Here is a 14,410-nt window from a genome sequence, read left to right as displayed (position 1 = left end):
GGGAACAACGTGATGCGTCGGATTCTGCTGCTGCTCGCGGCAACCATGCTCTTGCTGCCGCTGGGCGCACAGGCCAGCTGCAATTTCACTAGCGGCAATACCGCCAACGTCAACATCTCGTTCGGCAGCACCACCATCACCATCGACCCGAACCTGCCGGTGGGCGCGACGCTGGCCACGTCGGGCCAGTTCTCGCCGACGCCGATCTCGCAGATCTCCTGCAACAGCACCACCACCGTGGGCGTGGTGAACGTGGCCGGCAGCCAGCCCGCCTCGGGCGCCACCATCTTTCCCACCGGCGTGGCCGGCATCGGTTACCGCGTGACGCATCCGGATACGTCCAGCTATCTGCGCGCCTATCCCGGCGATTCGATCGGCAGCGGCAGCTATGAGATGTCGGTGACGTCCGGCCTGGAGTTCGTCAAGACCGGCACCATAGCCAACGGCGCCACGGTGGGCAGCGGCACGATGGGCTACTGGCGCTACGACAACAACCGGCGCATGGAGAACTTCAACCTCAGCACCACGCTGACCTTCGTCTATCCCTCGTGCTCGGTGAATACCACCACGATCAGTATCGTGCTGCCCACGGTATCGAACACCGCCTTCAACGGCGTGGGCACGGTGGCGGGCGCGACGGTGGTGCCGATCGCGCTGCAGTGCGCGGCGGGCAGCCAGCTGTACATCCAGTTCGATACGGCCAACGCGGCCAGCGGCGCCACTGGCGTGATCGCGCCGGCAACCGGCACCGGGCGGGCGAAGAATGTCGGCGTGCAGCTGATCGACAAGACCTTCGTGCCGATCACCTTCGGCACGGCTGCGCTCGTCGGCGCCACGCCGAACGGGCCGCTGACCCTCACTTACTACGCGCGCTACTACCAGACCGCCACGCCGGTCGCGGCGGGCTCGGTGAGCGCGACGGCGACCTTTACCCTGTCGTACCAGTGACGCTTCAGTCGTAGGTCTGCGTGACCAATTTCGGCTGCGCGCTCAAGTATTGGCCGAAATAGACGATTAAGGGGTCTGAGGCGAGCGGCGTACCGACAGTGTCGCTCACCGACAGCGCATAGGACTGCGCCAGCTGCCCGGGCGTGGGGTTCGCCCCCTCCGAACAGCGATAGCGATGTGGCGCCTGCGCGACTTGCGCATCGCCGATGCGCTGAGAGCTCGCCGAACAGGTCGGTTCGACGATCCTTCCCGAGAAGACGATCGTCCCGCCATCGGCCATCGCCGCCGCTGGCGCGAAGGCCATCGCGACCAGACCAGCCACCAGCGTCTTGCGTATCCAGATCCGCATCCCGACCTCCCTGCGCCCCTCAATCGGATGAGCGCTTTTCCGGTCTGTCGGCTGCCCGGGACCGGGCTTTAATCCGAAAACTGTTGCGAATTCGGATTTGTGATGTGCATCACAATGCGTCGGCGTATGTCGAACGGCCTATGGCCGAAAGCTCGATGTAAATCAAAGCTTTGTGATTAATTCGTTCGGGCCGGATGCGGAATTGCGGCTAGCTTGCGGCGGGCGCAGGAGATTTTCAGGGCGGGTATTCGAGCCCACCCGATCGGGTACCAGGAGGATGTCGGCCCGCCGGCCGGAAACTTCAGCGCGAGGAGACGTATTTCTCGCGGCGGATCTGCGGCACCGGCAGGCCGTATTCCTTCAGCGCATTGAAGGCGCCATCGACCATGTTCGGATTACCGCACAGGTAGGCGATATCGCGGTCGGCGCTGGGCGAGAGCTCGGCCAGCACGCCCTGCACGTGGCCGCTGCGGTCGTTCGGACGCGGCTCGGCGCGGGCCTGGCGGCTCAGGCAGGCGTGGAAGGAGAAACCCGGGTTCTCGCGCTCGAAGGCTTCGAACTCGGCGCCGTACAGCAGCTCGGTCTCGTTGCGCGCGCCATACAGCAGGGCCACTTCGCGCCCGCCCTGGGCCAGCAGCTCGCGCAGCAGCGGCAGCATGGCGCGGTACGGAGTGACGCCGGTGCCGGTGGCCAGCAGCAGATAGCGCGGATGCGCGTCGCCCGGCTGCAGGCAGAAACGGCCGTAGGGGCCGCTGGCTTCGACGGTCTGGCCCGCTTCCAGGCTGCCCAGCAGCTTGGTGGCGGCACCGCCTTCCACGTAGCTCACGGCGATTTCGATGCGCTGCGCCGGCGAGCGGCCGTCGCCGACGGTGGCCACGGAATAGCTGCGCTTGGTCGGCGTGCCGTCGTCGTACTGGAAGTGCACCTGCAGGAACTGCCCGGGCACAAACGCGAGCACCTGCCCGTCGGCGCGCTCGAACACCAGGTGGCGCACGGTGGGGGCCAGCATGTAGCTGTCGACGAGGCGGAGGGTGAAATGATCGGCCATGGGAATCCGGAAACAGTGAGTGCGCCCCGCGGAACCGGCCGGCGGGAACCAGCCCGCTATAATAGGAGGCTGGCCCCTTCGGTGCAGCCCATGCCCACCCCGCCATCCTCATCCGCCCCCGCCCTCGTCGTCGACAACCTGCGCAAGACCTACGCCAACGGGGTGGAAGCCCTCAAGGGCGTCAGCCTGACCGTGGAACCCGGCGACTTCTTTGCCCTGCTCGGCCCCAACGGCGCCGGCAAGTCCACCCTGATCGGCATCCTGTCCTCCCTGGTCAACGCCAGCGGCGGCGACGCCCGCGTGTTCGGCGTGTCGGTCAACCAGCAGCGCGGCAAGGCCATGCAGCTGATCGGCCTGGTGCCGCAGGAAATCAACTTCAACGTCTTCGAGAAGCCGTTCGACATCTGCGTGAACGAGGCCGGCTTCTACGGCATTCCCCGGCGCATCGCCACCGAGCGCGCGGAGAAATACCTGCGCGAGCTGCGCCTGTGGGACAAGAACCAGGAACCGGCGCGCACGCTCTCCGGCGGCATGAAGCGCCGCCTGATGATCGCCCGCGCCATGATGAACGAGCCCAAGCTGCTGATCCTCGACGAGCCCACCGCCGGCGTCGACATCGAGATCCGCCGCTCGATGTGGCAGTTCGTCAGCGGCATCAATGCGGCCGGCACCACGGTGATCCTCACCACGCATTACCTGGAGGAAGCCGAGCAGCTGTGCCGCAACATCGCCATCATCGACCGCGGCACCATCGTGGAGAACACCACCATGAAACGCCTGCTGTCGACGCTGGACTCGGAAACCTTCGTGCTCGACGTGTCCGGCGTGCCGGGCGAACTGCCCGCCCTGCCCGGCGTCAACCTGCGCCGCCTGGACGACCACACGCTGGAAGCGGAAATGTCCCGCGCCCACGATCTCAATTCCATGTTCACCGCGCTGTCCTCGCACGGCGTCACCGTCACTTCGATGCGCAACAAGACCAACCGCCTGGAAGAACTGTTCGTGCGCCTGGTGGAACAGGGCCGCAACGCCAAGTCCGCGCAGGAGCAGGCCGCATGAATGCCACCGGCAACCTCGTCGCGCTGGGCACCATTGTCCGCCGCGAAATCGTGCGCATCCTGCGCATCTGGACGCAGACGCTGATCCCGCCGGCCATCACGATGACGCTGTACTTCGTCATCTTCGGCAAGCTGATCGGCAGCCGCATCGGCACCATCGAAGGCGGCTTCAGCTACATGCAGTACATCGTGCCGGGCCTGGTGATGATGAGCATCATCACCAACAGCTACGGCAACATCTCCAGCTCCTTCTTCGGCGCCAAGTTCAGCCGCGCGGTGGAGGAGATGCTGGTGTCGCCGATGCCGAACTGGGTGATCCTGCTGGGCTACGTCACCGGCGCGGTCACGCGCGGCATGATCGTCGGCGCGCTGGTGCTGGTGATCGCGCTGTTCTTCACCCACCTGCAGGTGGTGCATCCGCTGATCACCTTCGTCTCGGTGCTGCTGGGCGCGACCATCTTCTCGCTGGCCGGCTTCGTCAATGCGGTGTACGCGAAGAAGTTCGACGACATCGCCCTGGTGCCGACCTTCGTGCTCACGCCGCTTACGTATCTGGGCGGCGTGTTCTATTCGGTCAACATGCTGTCCGAGCCGTGGCAGAGCATCTCGCGCGTCAATCCCATCCTGTACATGGTCAACGCCTTCCGCTTCGGCGTGCTGGGCGTGAGCGACGTGAACATCGGCGTGGCCCTGGTGGTGATGCTGCTGTTCGTCGGCGGCCTCTCGGCGCTGGCGCTGTACCTGCTCAAGCGCGGCGTGGGCCTGCGTTCGTAACCGGCATGCGCGTCAACAAGTACATCAGCGAGGCCGGCATCTGCTCCCGCCGCGAGGCGGACGAGCTGCTGCTGGCCGGGCGCGTCACCATCAACGGCGAAGTCGTGAGCACCGGCGCCAAGGCGCTGGAAGGCGACGAGGTGCGCGTGGACGGCGAGATCGTCAAGGCGCGCATCCTGGCGGCGACGCCGGCGGCGAAGCGTGCGGTCTACATCGCCTTGAACAAGCCGGTGGGCGTCACCTGCACCACCGACCAGGGCGTGTCCGGCAATATCGTCGACTTCGTCGACCACCAGCAGCGCGTGTTTCCGATCGGCCGCCTGGACAAGGATTCGGAAGGCCTGATCCTGCTCACCAGCAACGGCGACATCGTCAACGAGATCCTGCGTTCGGAAAACAACCACGAGAAGGAATACCTGGTGGCGGTGAACAAGCCCGTCACCGACGCTTTCCTCGCCGGCATGGCCAAGGGCGTGCGCATCCACGGCCAGCTGACCAAGCCCTGCCGCACGCGCAAGATCGCCAAGTTCGGCTTCGCCATCGTGCTGACCCAGGGCCTGAACCGGCAGATCCGCCTGATGGCCGCCGAGTTCGGCTACCGCGTCACCCAGCTGCGCCGCGTGCGTATCGTCAACGTGAAGCTGGGGCACCTGAAGCCGGGCCAGTGGCGCAACCTCACCGAGGCGGAACTGAAAGGGCTGCTGCCCCACCGCACGCAGTGGTGAGTTTTCTTTTTTGCACTCGACCTTCTTGAACCGGGCCGCTTGACGCGGCCGGACTCCGCGGCTATATATTTAGCAACTTCGTTAATTGCTTAAGAGCTGATGGCCGTCGACCTGTTCTTCGAAGCCCTGGCATCCCGCCCCCGCCGCGAAATCCTGGCCTATCTGTCGGCCCAGGAACTGACCGCGGGCGAGATCGCCAGCCGTTTCTCGATGAGCGCGCCGGCCATTTCGCGCCACCTGTCCGTGCTGGAAGGCGCGGGGCTGGTGAGCAGCGAGCGGCGCGGCCAGTACGTGGTGTACCGGCTCAACAAGGACAACCTGGTCAATACGCTGACCGGATTCGCCTTCGAGATCTGTCCCAAGGCCGGGCCGCTCAAGCGCGAATCGCGCCGGCTGGCGCGCAAAGAAAGCTGACAGGACAAAGCTGACGCGGCGAACGCGCCAGCCCAAGGGGATTCAATCCAGCTGTTCGTAGCGGTGGTGCCAGCGGCGCCGCCACGGAGAAGTGCGTCATGGCGATACAGACACGCAGCACCGGCAGTTTTCCCACGGCGACGATCGCCTCCCCGCACGGCGGGCTGCCGGTGGAAGTCACGCTGATCGCGCAGCTCGGGCATGGCGTGGGCGACCAGATGCACGCCGGCGCCTCGGCGCTGCAGCGCGCGCATCCGGCCTTTGTCGACGAGCTGGACGAGCCTTCGACCAAGCTGGGCGGCACCGATTTCGCCAAGGGCGATGCCACCGCGCTGTACACGTTCGCGGTGGGCACGAAGGGGCATCCGTTCCATCGCCATGCGGGGCACCGCGTGTTTACCGCCGTCTCCGGCAGCGGCGGCGCGCAGTTGCGCTTCTCCACGGCGACCAGCGCGGAACTGGCCGAAGATCCCGCGCACTTCGCGCGCACCCTTCACCACATCGATATTCCGCCGGACTGCATGTTCACCGTGCGCTTCAACGGTGCGACCTGGCACCAGTTCGCTCCGCTGGACGCCGCGCACCCCGCGCTGTTCGCCATCTCCTGCCACACCAACGAACTGGGCGGCGAGCTGAGCGAAGCCGCGCGCCAGCAGGTGCTTGCGGGCGCCGCTTCGATTCCCTCGCTCACCGAAACCCTGCCCGAAGCGGTGATGCACTGGCTCGCCGCCAACCCGCCGGCACCCGAAGACATTCCCACCATCGCACTCGCGCTGGAGGCCGCGCCGGGTTCGCTGCAGAGCCGCCTGTGCGGCGTCGCGCGCGGCATGCTCGGCCGCCTGCGCGGCCTGTGCGCCACCTGCCGCAAGGCCGGCGGTTTCCTGTGGGAGTCGCAGGGGCGCCTGCCGGTGCAGGCCATCGAGCCGCCGAAGGATTCGCTGCTGCGCGGACAGCTCGAACACTGCCACCAGCACGAGGACATGGTGCGCATCCGCCTGCACGATCCGGCGCTGGCACGCGCCGGCGCACCGCGCCTGCTGGCCGAACTGCTGGACGGCTTCCTGCGCAATCCGCCCTCGAGCGTGTCGCGCATGATGGCGGTGCGCAACACGCTGGTGCGTCCGCTCGGCCTGCGCACTTCGCCCCTGGGCTGCCCGGTGTCCTCGCTGCTCTCGCGCCAGGCCGGCGAGACCTTCGACGGTCGCTTCCCGGTGCTCGCGCAAGCCGTGGATGCGCGGCATGCGCAGGTCATCCTGGGCGCGGACGACAAGCACCTGCGCTTCCGCTCCTGCGTGGCGGTGCGCATCGTCGACGACACGCACGTCGACCTCACGCTCGGCACGCGCGTGCACTGCAAGAACCTGTTCGGCGATATCTATATCGGGCTGATCGAACGCGTGCACCGCCACCACGTCAGCCCGGCGATGCTGCGGCTGGCCGCCGAGCATGCCTTCATGCGCAAGGCCGTGCGCAGCTCGCCGCTGCGCGTGCTGCCGCTATAGGGACTGGATGTAAGCGGCCAGCGCCTGGATATCTTCATCGTCCAGATGTTGCGCTACGCCTTCCATGATCCTGCCGTTGCTGACGCCGACGCGCTTGCCGTGGCGGTAATCGCCCAGCTCCTGCCCGACATAGAACGCCGACTGCCCCGCCAGGCGCGGGAAGGTATGCCACGCAGTATTCGGCGCGCCTGACCACGGACTGGCCGGCCCCTGCCCCGCCGGACCATGGCAAGCCTGGCATGGCGGTACGCCTTTGGCCGGATCGCCCGCAAGGAACAGCTGCGCGCCGCGCGACGCGGCATCGGGCTTGCCCGCCGGCTTGGCCGGCAGCGCGGCAAAGTGCGCCGCGAGATTGCGCATGTCCTGGTCGCTGAGCGTCGCGGCCTGGCCGGTCATGATCGGATCGCTGCGTTGGCCGCCCTTGAACGCCTTCAGCTGCAGATAGAGATACGTCGCCGACTGGCCGGCCAGGTTCGGGAAGTTCGGCGCTATGGCGACGCCTTGCGGACCGTGGCAGGCGCCGCAGACGGCCGCCTTGGCCGCGCCCGCATTCGCATCGCCATGGATCGGCGGCTGCGCACGCACGTCGAGCATCGCCACCGGCTTCGCGGCTGCGCTGGCCGCGGGTGCCGGCGCGTCCTGCGCAGCCGCGCACGACGCCACCACCATCAGGACCGCGAGCGAAAGTTGGCGGATCATCGCGGCCTCCTCACAGCTTCACGTTGAACAGGGCGCCCAACATGGTCACGCCGTAATGATGCTGCGGTCCCTTGTCGGTATAGATGCGCTGGCCATAGCTCAGCGTCTGGTCGAAACCCAGGTAATGCCAGTCGGTGAAGCTGCCGGTCTCGCGGCGGCCGAACAGGCGCATGCCGAAGCGGCGGGTGAAGTCGAAGTTGAAGCCCAGGTCCAGCGTATTGCTGCGGTACTTGTTATCCGGGAAGGCATTGCCCGCTGCCGTAGCCGCATCCGGCGCGCGGTAGGCGAGCGCGCCGATGGTGGCGTAGCTGTAGCCGACATGGCCGAACGAGCCGCTGTAGTTGTAGCTGAGGTCGGCGCGCACGCGGCCGAAATCGTGGGTGAGAGTGAAGCCGGCATTGCTGTTGCGCTCGCGATCGAATTCCCACCATTGGTTGCCGTACGGATACAGCGGCCCGCCGAGATTCGGGTTGGTCTGCCCCGGCGTGCCCAGCGCCGCGCCGGCCGCGCCGCCGTCGGAGTCGCCTACATTGGCGATGCCCATATGCGAAGTCTCGATGCCCAGATACGCACTGGCGGTGGTGCGCGCGCTGGGCTGCCAATCCCACTGCAAGGTGGCGCCGGTGCTGCGCGTGTCCTGGCGGCCGATCGGCGTGGCGTACTGGTCGCGGTTGCCGTAGAAGGTGGCGGATACCGTGGTGGCGTCGCCGAACGGATAGGTGACGATCAGCCGTGCCTTGCTTTCGTTGCGGTCGGAGAGATCGTACTTGCGCATGTCGGCGACCGTATGCGCGGGCAGGCCGTTGGCGGGATCGACGAAGCCCGGCAGCGATTCGGAGAAGAACTGCGCATAGGGATCGTAGTTGTACGGCCCGCCGCGCCGGCGTGCGTATTCGTAACTGGCACGCAAGGTGGCATCGCCGAACGAGCGCGACATCCATGAGATCTTGATGCGGTGCTCGTCCACCCGCTTGCGTTCGCGATACTTCGGCTCGTTGTGGTCGAAGGTATAGACCACGCCCAGGCTGTTGCGCCGCCCGAACTGCCAGTCGCCGCCCAGCTCGAACAGCGTGTCGTCGTAGCCATACGGCACGTTGCGCACCGTGACATTCGACGACCAGTACAGCGGATTGCGCGGATCGAAAATGCCCACTTCGCCCGGCACGATGCTGCCCTGCGAGCCGTTCTCCGAGATATAGCCGTACTGCCCCGTCTGCGGGTTGTAGGCGAGATAGCGCGTCTTGTTGTCTTCGCGATACCAGCGCAAGCCGGCATGCCAGCCGAAGCTGGACGACGGATGGAAATTCACCCGCGCGTCGAACAGGCCGGTATCGATCCGCGCATTGGCATTGCGCTGCGACAGCGCGGCCGGCGTGTTCCAGTCGGCGCAGGGCAAGGTGTAGTTGGGGCCGCCGATCGGCGTCATGTCGACACCCAGCACGCCGGTGCAGGTCGCCGGTGGCCGCAACGCTGCGTTCTGGCGCATGGTGCCCCACGCGGCGGCAACGCTGAATTGACCATTGCCCTTCAGCTCGCGCGACAGGTCCAGGCGCAGGTTGTGGTAGTCGTTGTCCGGCTCCAGCGAGAACTCGCCCTGGTAGATATTCGCCACCTGCGGCACGCCCACCACGTTCTGCAACTGGAACGGACTTTGGTAGTCCAGATAATCCTTGTGATTGCGGAAGAACGAGCCGGTATACGTGCCGACGAAGCGCCACACCTTGCCCACCTTGCGCAGCGACAGGTTGACGTCGGTGGTGGAGAAGTCGACCGGCCGCACGGTCTCGTTGATGCCGCCCTGCAGATCGTTGAAGGCGAAGAACATCGGCCCGCCCCACAGGCGCGTGCCCTTGCGCTCCTCGTTGCTGATCGCCGCCGTACCGATCCAGCCGCGGTACAACTCGCCTTCCAGCGACAGGCCGCTGCGGGTGCGGGTCAGTCCGATGGTGCGCCTTGGCGCCGCCGCCGAAGCCGCGGCGATCTGTGCAGGCGTGCTGCCGCCGGGCGTGAGCGAAGCGGGCAAGGTGAGGTTGCTGCTGCCGATGCCGTTCCAGATCGGGAAGGCGTTGGTCGATACCGTATGCGGCATATCGCGGTAGAACGCTTCGATCCGGTAGCTGCCGTATTTGCCGGCGCGCAAGCGGTAGTACTGGTCGTCGGCGCCCAATCGGCTTGCGCGGAACTCCACGTACTCGCCAGTGCGCCGGTTGTCGAACATCAATCCCAGATAACCCAGCGCGAAGCCGTTCTTCCAATCGCTGTACTGGCGAAAGAATTCCGCGTTGCGGTCGCCGTTGAGGTGGATGTAGCCGAGTTGCAGCAGCCCGCGATAGGTCCAGTCGCTGCCCGGCGCGATAGGCGTTCCGTCATCGGTCTGCGGCGGATACGGGTATGGCACACCGGTGGGCGTGCGCTTCATGCCCGCATGCAACCACGACATGCCGTTTGAGAGCAGTCCATCCTGGATCCCCGCCATCATCGGCGTCCACCCGCGCGGATCCAGCGCATTGCCGTACTGCATGTCGCCCACGCGCATGGTGTCGCTGCCGTCCGCCACCTGCGCGGAAGCGGCGCCCACCGCCAGGCCCGGCAGCGCGAGGAGAAGGAGCTGGAGCTTGCGCATCGTCCGCCTCCCTCACTTGTGGAACTTCGGTCCGGACGGGTTGTTGGACCCGTGGATATTGGTGTGGCAGGTCAGGCAGCCGCGGCCCATGATCCGCTCGTCCGGCGACACGCCATTGCCCAGGCCTGCGGCGCTCTGCAGGTCGTTCGGATGCTGCGTCATGGTGTGGCATTGCTGGCACAGCATCGGGATCGGCGCCACCAGCAGGGTCTGCTGGTTGGAGCCATGCACGTCGTGGCAGTTGAGGCAGTTCTGCCGCACCGGCGCGTGCTCGAACAGGAAGGGGCCGCGCTTCTCGGCGTGGCAGCTGTAGCAGGTCTCGTTGACCGTGTCGGTCTTCAGCAGCGGCTTGGTGATGGTGCCGTGCGGGTTGTGGCAATCGGTGCAGGCAATCTGCCCTTCCGGCAGCGGCATGTGCGAGCGGCGGTTGAACTTGGCGCGGATGTCCTGGTGGCAGCCGCTGCACACTTCGTTGATCGACGGCTTGGCCAGCACGCCTTCGGGCGACAGCCGCGCCATCGGGTTGTGGCAATCGCTGCAGGAAAGGCCGCGGTTCTCGTGCACCGACCCCAGCCAGTGCTGCCGCGCGCCGCCGGCATGGCAACCGAGGCAGACCTGCGTCTGCGCCTGCACCGGCATGCCGCCGTCGTGGGTGAAAGCGATGATCGAGCCTTTCGCCGCGGGGTTCTTCGCATGCAGCGAGCCCGGCCCGTGGCAGGTTTCGCAGGCCGCCTGCGGTCCGCTGTGGGCAGCGCCGACGCGGAACGAAGCGACATGCAGCGAATGCGAGGCCTGCACGTTTTCCAGCGCATGGCAGGCAATGCAGGTCTTGGCGCCGACGGCATCGGCGTCGGGTGCCAGGGGGTTCTTCGGGATAGGCGCCGCATCGAAGGGCGTGGCGGGTGAGTCGCTGACGGGGCGCAGATGCGGGTCGCGGTTGCGCGCATCGTTGGCGCCCATATCGGTGGCCGGCAACATCCGCGCGATATCGCTCTGGCTGAGGCCGGACGACCCGGCCGGGGCCGCCTGCTGCGCCCGCGCACCCGGTGCCGGCAGCGCGGCCAGCAGTCCGATGGCCGCGCAAAGCAACGTCCCTGGCAGAAACGGGAACACACGCATGGCGTAACCCCATTGGCTAGCGTGATGCGCCGACGGCTCGTCCCCGAAGCGGGCCTTGGCCGGCGCGGAGCAGTATTCACCGTCGCCAGAACGGGAATAAGCCCTCGCGTCGAAAATGATTGTCCAAGGCGCGAGAACAATCGCAGCTTGTGGCGACGCAACATCGCGCCGCCAAAGCTTGCGGTAGCCTGAAAAGCGGGGGCTCATCCCGCGACGGGAGCCGGGACATGCAGGATCTCAACGACATCCTCTATTTCGTGCAGGTCGTCGAACACGGCAGCTTCACCGCCGCGAGCCGCGCGATGGGCATGGCCAAATCGCAACTGAGCTTCCGCATCGCGCGGCTCGAGGAACATCTCGGCGTGCGCCTGATCCAGCGCACCACGCGGCGTTCGCACGTCACCGATATCGGCCGGCGCTACTACGACCAGTGCTGCCTGATGCTGGCCGCCGCCGAACGCGCGCAGGAAGTGATTGACGATGCACAGGCCATCCCGCGCGGACGCCTGCGCGTGGCCTGCCCCGTAATGTTCGCGCAACTGCTGCTGGCACCGGTGCTGGTGGGCTTCCTGCGCAGGCACCCGGATGTGCAGGTGGATCTGGATATCTGCCATCACCAGGTCGACGTGGTGGCGAACGGCTACGACATCGCTTTCCGCGTGCGTGCGTCGGTGCAGGATTCCAGCCTGGTGGTACGCAGCTTCGGCATGGATCCGCAGATCCTGGTGGCCAGCCCCGAACTGCTGCAGCGCGCCGAGCCGCCGCAGCAGCCTGCCGACCTGCGCCATCTGCCGAGCGTCAGCGTGCTGTCCTGCGAAGGCCGCCATTTCTGGACCCTGCTCGATGCCGCCGGCCACGCGCAGCGCGTCGAGCATCACCCTGCTCTGGTGAGCGACGACCTGCAGGTGCTGTATCAGGCGGTGACCGGCGGGCTCGGCATCGCGCAGCTGCCGCGCTTCATCTGCCGCGAACCGATCGCACGCGGACAACTGGTGCCGGTGCTGCCGGCATGGAGCCTGCCGCCGGGCAACGTGCATGCGGTATACCCGTCACGCCACGGTCATACGCCGGCGATGCGCTGCTTTATCGATTACATCGCCGAGCACCTGCCGGATGCGCTGGCGCGCGTGCAGCGCGGCGTGCCGGGCGGCGACGTGAAACCGCTGCTCGCGGTGGCCTGAGCCGGCCCAGGGCTGGCAAAGTCCCGCCCCTCCCTGCAAGAATTCACGAACCGTCGCGCCACAGGGGGAGCGATGGACGCGCGCCGGCACCGGACGCACCTACATCAACGGACGATATCCAGGGACTACACATGCAAAGCAAATTCCTGCCGGCACTCGGCCTGCTGGCCGCCTTCGCTTGGACCTCGCCGCTGCTCGCCGCGCCGGCCGACACGCCGGCCGCCGAAGACAGCGTGCCTGCCCAGACGCAGGGCTTCCTCAACTCGCTGCATCCGGCCACCGGCGACGTGGTGGTGCCGGGCGCGCAGGCCACGCTGAAACTGGACAAGGGCTACAGCTTCCTGCAGGCCAAAGAAGCGCAGGACGTACTCACCCGGCTGTGGAACAACCCGCCGGACCAGGACGTGCTGGGCATGATCCTGCCCAGCGAGAACATGAACGTGCTGCTCGACGACAAGGCCTGGGCGGTGGTGGTGACCTTCGTCGACGAAGGCTATGTGTCCGACGAGGACGCGGCCAAGCTCGACTACAACCAGATGCTCAAGGACATGCAGGAGGCCAGCAAGGACGAGAACACCGAGCGCCTCAAGCAGGGTTATCCGGCGATCGAGCTGGTCGGCTGGGCCGAACAGCCGCATTACGACGCGGCTTCGCACAAGCTGTACTGGGCGCGCAATCTCAAGTTCAAGAAGGCCGACGGCTCTTCCGACGGCGCCTCGCTGAACTACGCGATCCGCGTGCTCGGCCGCCGCGGCTATCTCTCGCTCAATGCGGTGGCGCCGATCGACCAGCTGGCTCAGGTGCGCGCGGACATGCCCAAGGTGCTGGAGATGACCGAGTTCAACGACGGCGAGCGCTACACCGACTACAACTCCAAGACCGACAAGGTCGCCGCCTACGGCATCGGCGCGCTGGTGGCCGGCGGCATCGCGGCGAAGGCCGGTTTGTTCGCCAAGCTTGGCGTGATCCTGCTGGGCTTCAAGAAGTTGATCATGGTGGGCGTGGTGGCGATCGGCGGTTTCTTCGCCAGGCTGTTCGGGCGCAAGAAGGCGCAGTAAACCGCGGCATGTAGGTTGGGGCGAGCCATAGGCGAACCCCAACACCGCCAGCTCCAAGCGCAGCGCAACGTTGGGGTTCGCCTGCGGCTCACCCCAACCTACAACGGGGTGTCCAGCCGCACGCCCAGCCTGGCCAGGCGATGCAGGCCATCGACGCTGGGCACCAATGCACGGCCCTGCGCCGCGCGGCGCAGCCAGCCCGCATCGAGCATGGCCGAAGTCATCGCCACGCCGAGCGGGCCCCCCACGTGCAGGCGGCGCTCGGTCCAGTCCAGACAGCCGCGGCCGTGCAGGCGCAGCAGCTGGCCGGTCGCTTCGAGTTCAAGACCGGCTTCCGCCAGCGCCTGCGCACCGGCAGGCAGCAGGCGCAGGCCTTCGCTGGCCGCTTCCAGGTAATCGCGCGCCAGCAGGCTTTCGCACAGCGCCACGCCGAGCTGGCCGGCGAGATGGCGATAGCAGGTGCGCGCGCGGCGCACCGCCGCATCAGCGGACGTCTTCGGCAGCGCGCTGCGCGTGCGCGGCATGGCGAGTGCTTCGAGCATCGCCGAGACTTCGTCGTCGGCAAGGCGGTAATAGCGATGACGGCCCTGCACGTGCAGCGCCAGCAGGCCGCCGTCGAGCAGACGCTTCAGATGTGCGCTCGCAGTGGCCGCGCCCACGCCAGCCACGCGCGCCAGTTCGCCCGCCGGGCGTGCGGTGCCATCGGACAGCGCCAGCAGCATCGCCGCGCGCGCGGGCTCGGCCAGCAGTGCGCCGACTTCGGCGAGCTGGTAGCGGTTCATGGCGGGAGCGTCGGTCATGCCATGCAGTCTAGTCGGCGGCGGCGCGGCGATGGTTCGTGCGGCATCGAAGCATGCACGGCATGGCCTCTGGCCCATTTCCGCCGCGGTAGCGCTCGCTAGACTCGGGCGG

14 protein-coding genes are annotated in these 14,410 nt (G+C 66.9%); 8 read left to right on the top strand and 6 right to left on the bottom strand.

The window, feature by feature from the left end; all coding sequences use genetic code 11:
* The first annotated feature begins 12 nt into the window (after positions 1–12).
* Positions 13–948, top strand: coding sequence for a fimbrial protein (locus KK141_RS13660; protein WP_214569985.1), 936 nt, complete (start codon positions 13–15; stop codon positions 946–948).
* A gap of 4 nt (positions 949–952) precedes the next feature.
* On the opposite strand, the gene KK141_RS13655 is transcribed toward KK141_RS13660, so the two are convergent.
* Both KK141_RS13655 and KK141_RS13650 read right to left on the bottom strand, forming a co-directional pair.
* Positions 953–1,297, bottom strand: coding sequence for a hypothetical protein (locus tag KK141_RS13655; RefSeq protein WP_214569986.1), 345 nt, complete (start codon positions 1,295–1,297; stop codon positions 953–955).
* Positions 1,298–1,598: 301 nt separating this feature from the next.
* Positions 1,599–2,345, bottom strand: a complete 747-nt coding sequence (locus KK141_RS13650; protein ID WP_214569987.1) for an FAD-binding oxidoreductase — start codon at positions 2,343–2,345, stop codon at positions 1,599–1,601.
* 90 nt (positions 2,346–2,435) lie between these two features.
* Between KK141_RS13650 and KK141_RS13645 the strand changes: the two genes are divergently transcribed.
* The 5 genes from KK141_RS13645 to KK141_RS13625 all read left to right on the top strand — a co-directional run bounded on the left by KK141_RS13645 (position 2,436) and on the right by KK141_RS13625 (position 6,818).
* Positions 2,436–3,404 (top strand): ABC transporter ATP-binding protein, encoded by a 969-nt coding sequence (locus KK141_RS13645; RefSeq protein WP_214569988.1) that lies wholly within the window; start codon positions 2,436–2,438, stop codon positions 3,402–3,404.
* The gene (locus KK141_RS13640; RefSeq protein WP_214569989.1) at positions 3,401–4,177 is read left to right on the top strand and encodes an ABC transporter permease; all 777 of its coding nucleotides are present in this window, start codon (positions 3,401–3,403) and stop codon (positions 4,175–4,177) included. The genes KK141_RS13645 and KK141_RS13640 overlap by 4 nt, the downstream gene beginning before the upstream one ends.
* Positions 4,178–4,182: 5 nt before the next feature.
* Positions 4,183–4,902 (top strand): pseudouridine synthase, encoded by a 720-nt coding sequence (locus tag KK141_RS13635; RefSeq protein ID WP_214569990.1) that lies wholly within the window; start codon positions 4,183–4,185, stop codon positions 4,900–4,902.
* A 99-nt stretch (positions 4,903–5,001) separates the two neighbouring features.
* Complete coding sequence (locus KK141_RS13630) at positions 5,002–5,316, top strand: metalloregulator ArsR/SmtB family transcription factor (protein WP_167255002.1); 315 nt, start codon at positions 5,002–5,004, stop codon at positions 5,314–5,316.
* Positions 5,317–5,414: 98 nt separating this feature from the next.
* Positions 5,415–6,818 (top strand): DUF2867 domain-containing protein, encoded by a 1,404-nt coding sequence (locus KK141_RS13625; protein WP_214569991.1) that lies wholly within the window; start codon positions 5,415–5,417, stop codon positions 6,816–6,818.
* Here KK141_RS13625 and KK141_RS13620 read toward each other — a convergent pair.
* Genes KK141_RS13620 through KK141_RS13610 form a run of 3 tightly spaced genes read right to left on the bottom strand, consistent with a single transcriptional unit; the run spans position 6,813 to position 11,259 of the window.
* Positions 6,813–7,517, bottom strand: a complete 705-nt coding sequence (locus KK141_RS13620; protein ID WP_214569992.1) for a c-type cytochrome — start codon at positions 7,515–7,517, stop codon at positions 6,813–6,815. The genes KK141_RS13625 and KK141_RS13620 overlap by 6 nt on opposite strands.
* Before the next feature lie 10 nt (positions 7,518–7,527).
* Positions 7,528–10,140, bottom strand: coding sequence for an MtrB/PioB family outer membrane beta-barrel protein (locus KK141_RS13615; RefSeq protein WP_214569993.1), 2,613 nt, complete (start codon positions 10,138–10,140; stop codon positions 7,528–7,530).
* Positions 10,141–10,152: 12 nt separating this feature from the next.
* Complete coding sequence (locus KK141_RS13610; RefSeq protein WP_214569994.1) at positions 10,153–11,259, bottom strand: DmsE family decaheme c-type cytochrome; 1,107 nt, start codon at positions 11,257–11,259, stop codon at positions 10,153–10,155.
* Between the two features lie 227 nt (positions 11,260–11,486).
* Between KK141_RS13610 and KK141_RS13605 the strand changes: the two genes are divergently transcribed.
* The gene (locus KK141_RS13605; protein ID WP_214569995.1) at positions 11,487–12,440 is read left to right on the top strand and encodes a LysR substrate-binding domain-containing protein; all 954 of its coding nucleotides are present in this window, start codon (positions 11,487–11,489) and stop codon (positions 12,438–12,440) included.
* 131 nt (positions 12,441–12,571) lie between these two features.
* Positions 12,572–13,498: a DUF2167 domain-containing protein gene (locus KK141_RS13600; protein ID WP_214569996.1), complete on the top strand. Its 927-nt coding sequence runs from the start codon at positions 12,572–12,574 to the stop codon at positions 13,496–13,498.
* Between the two features lie 98 nt (positions 13,499–13,596).
* Here KK141_RS13600 and KK141_RS13595 read toward each other — a convergent pair whose 3' ends face one another.
* On the bottom strand, positions 13,597–14,298 hold the full coding sequence (locus tag KK141_RS13595; protein WP_214569997.1) for a helix-turn-helix transcriptional regulator: 702 nt from the start codon (positions 14,296–14,298) through the stop codon (positions 13,597–13,599).
* Positions 14,299–14,410: the final 112 nt, after the last annotated feature.

The organism is Dyella sp. LX-66 (assembly GCF_018599165.1).
In the GTDB taxonomy this organism is placed as follows: domain Bacteria; phylum Pseudomonadota; class Gammaproteobacteria; order Xanthomonadales; family Rhodanobacteraceae; genus Dyella_D; species Dyella_D marensis.
This window is presented reverse-complemented; position numbering and strand designations above follow the sequence as displayed.

Coding starts and splice junctions, on each gene's coding strand:
- KK141_RS13605 (WP_214569995.1), top strand. CDS start 11,487: ATGCAGGATCTCAACGACATCCTCTATTTCGTGCAGGTCGTCGAACAC.
- KK141_RS13640 (WP_214569989.1), top strand. CDS start 3,401: ATGAATGCCACCGGCAACCTCGTCGCGCTGGGCACCATTGTCCGCCGC.
- KK141_RS13655 (WP_214569986.1), bottom strand. CDS start 1,297: ATGCGGATCTGGATACGCAAGACGCTGGTGGCTGGTCTGGTCGCGATG.
- KK141_RS13645 (WP_214569988.1), top strand. CDS start 2,436: ATGCCCACCCCGCCATCCTCATCCGCCCCCGCCCTCGTCGTCGACAAC.
- KK141_RS13630 (WP_167255002.1), top strand. CDS start 5,002: ATGGCCGTCGACCTGTTCTTCGAAGCCCTGGCATCCCGCCCCCGCCGC.
- KK141_RS13650 (WP_214569987.1), bottom strand. CDS start 2,345: ATGGCCGATCATTTCACCCTCCGCCTCGTCGACAGCTACATGCTGGCC.
- KK141_RS13620 (WP_214569992.1), bottom strand. CDS start 7,517: ATGATCCGCCAACTTTCGCTCGCGGTCCTGATGGTGGTGGCGTCGTGC.
- KK141_RS13615 (WP_214569993.1), bottom strand. CDS start 10,140: ATGCGCAAGCTCCAGCTCCTTCTCCTCGCGCTGCCGGGCCTGGCGGTG.
- KK141_RS13595 (WP_214569997.1), bottom strand. CDS start 14,298: ATGACCGACGCTCCCGCCATGAACCGCTACCAGCTCGCCGAAGTCGGC.
- KK141_RS13600 (WP_214569996.1), top strand. CDS start 12,572: ATGCAAAGCAAATTCCTGCCGGCACTCGGCCTGCTGGCCGCCTTCGCT.
- KK141_RS13625 (WP_214569991.1), top strand. CDS start 5,415: ATGGCGATACAGACACGCAGCACCGGCAGTTTTCCCACGGCGACGATC.
- KK141_RS13635 (WP_214569990.1), top strand. CDS start 4,183: ATGCGCGTCAACAAGTACATCAGCGAGGCCGGCATCTGCTCCCGCCGC.
- KK141_RS13660 (WP_214569985.1), top strand. CDS start 13: ATGCGTCGGATTCTGCTGCTGCTCGCGGCAACCATGCTCTTGCTGCCG.
- KK141_RS13610 (WP_214569994.1), bottom strand. CDS start 11,259: ATGCGTGTGTTCCCGTTTCTGCCAGGGACGTTGCTTTGCGCGGCCATC.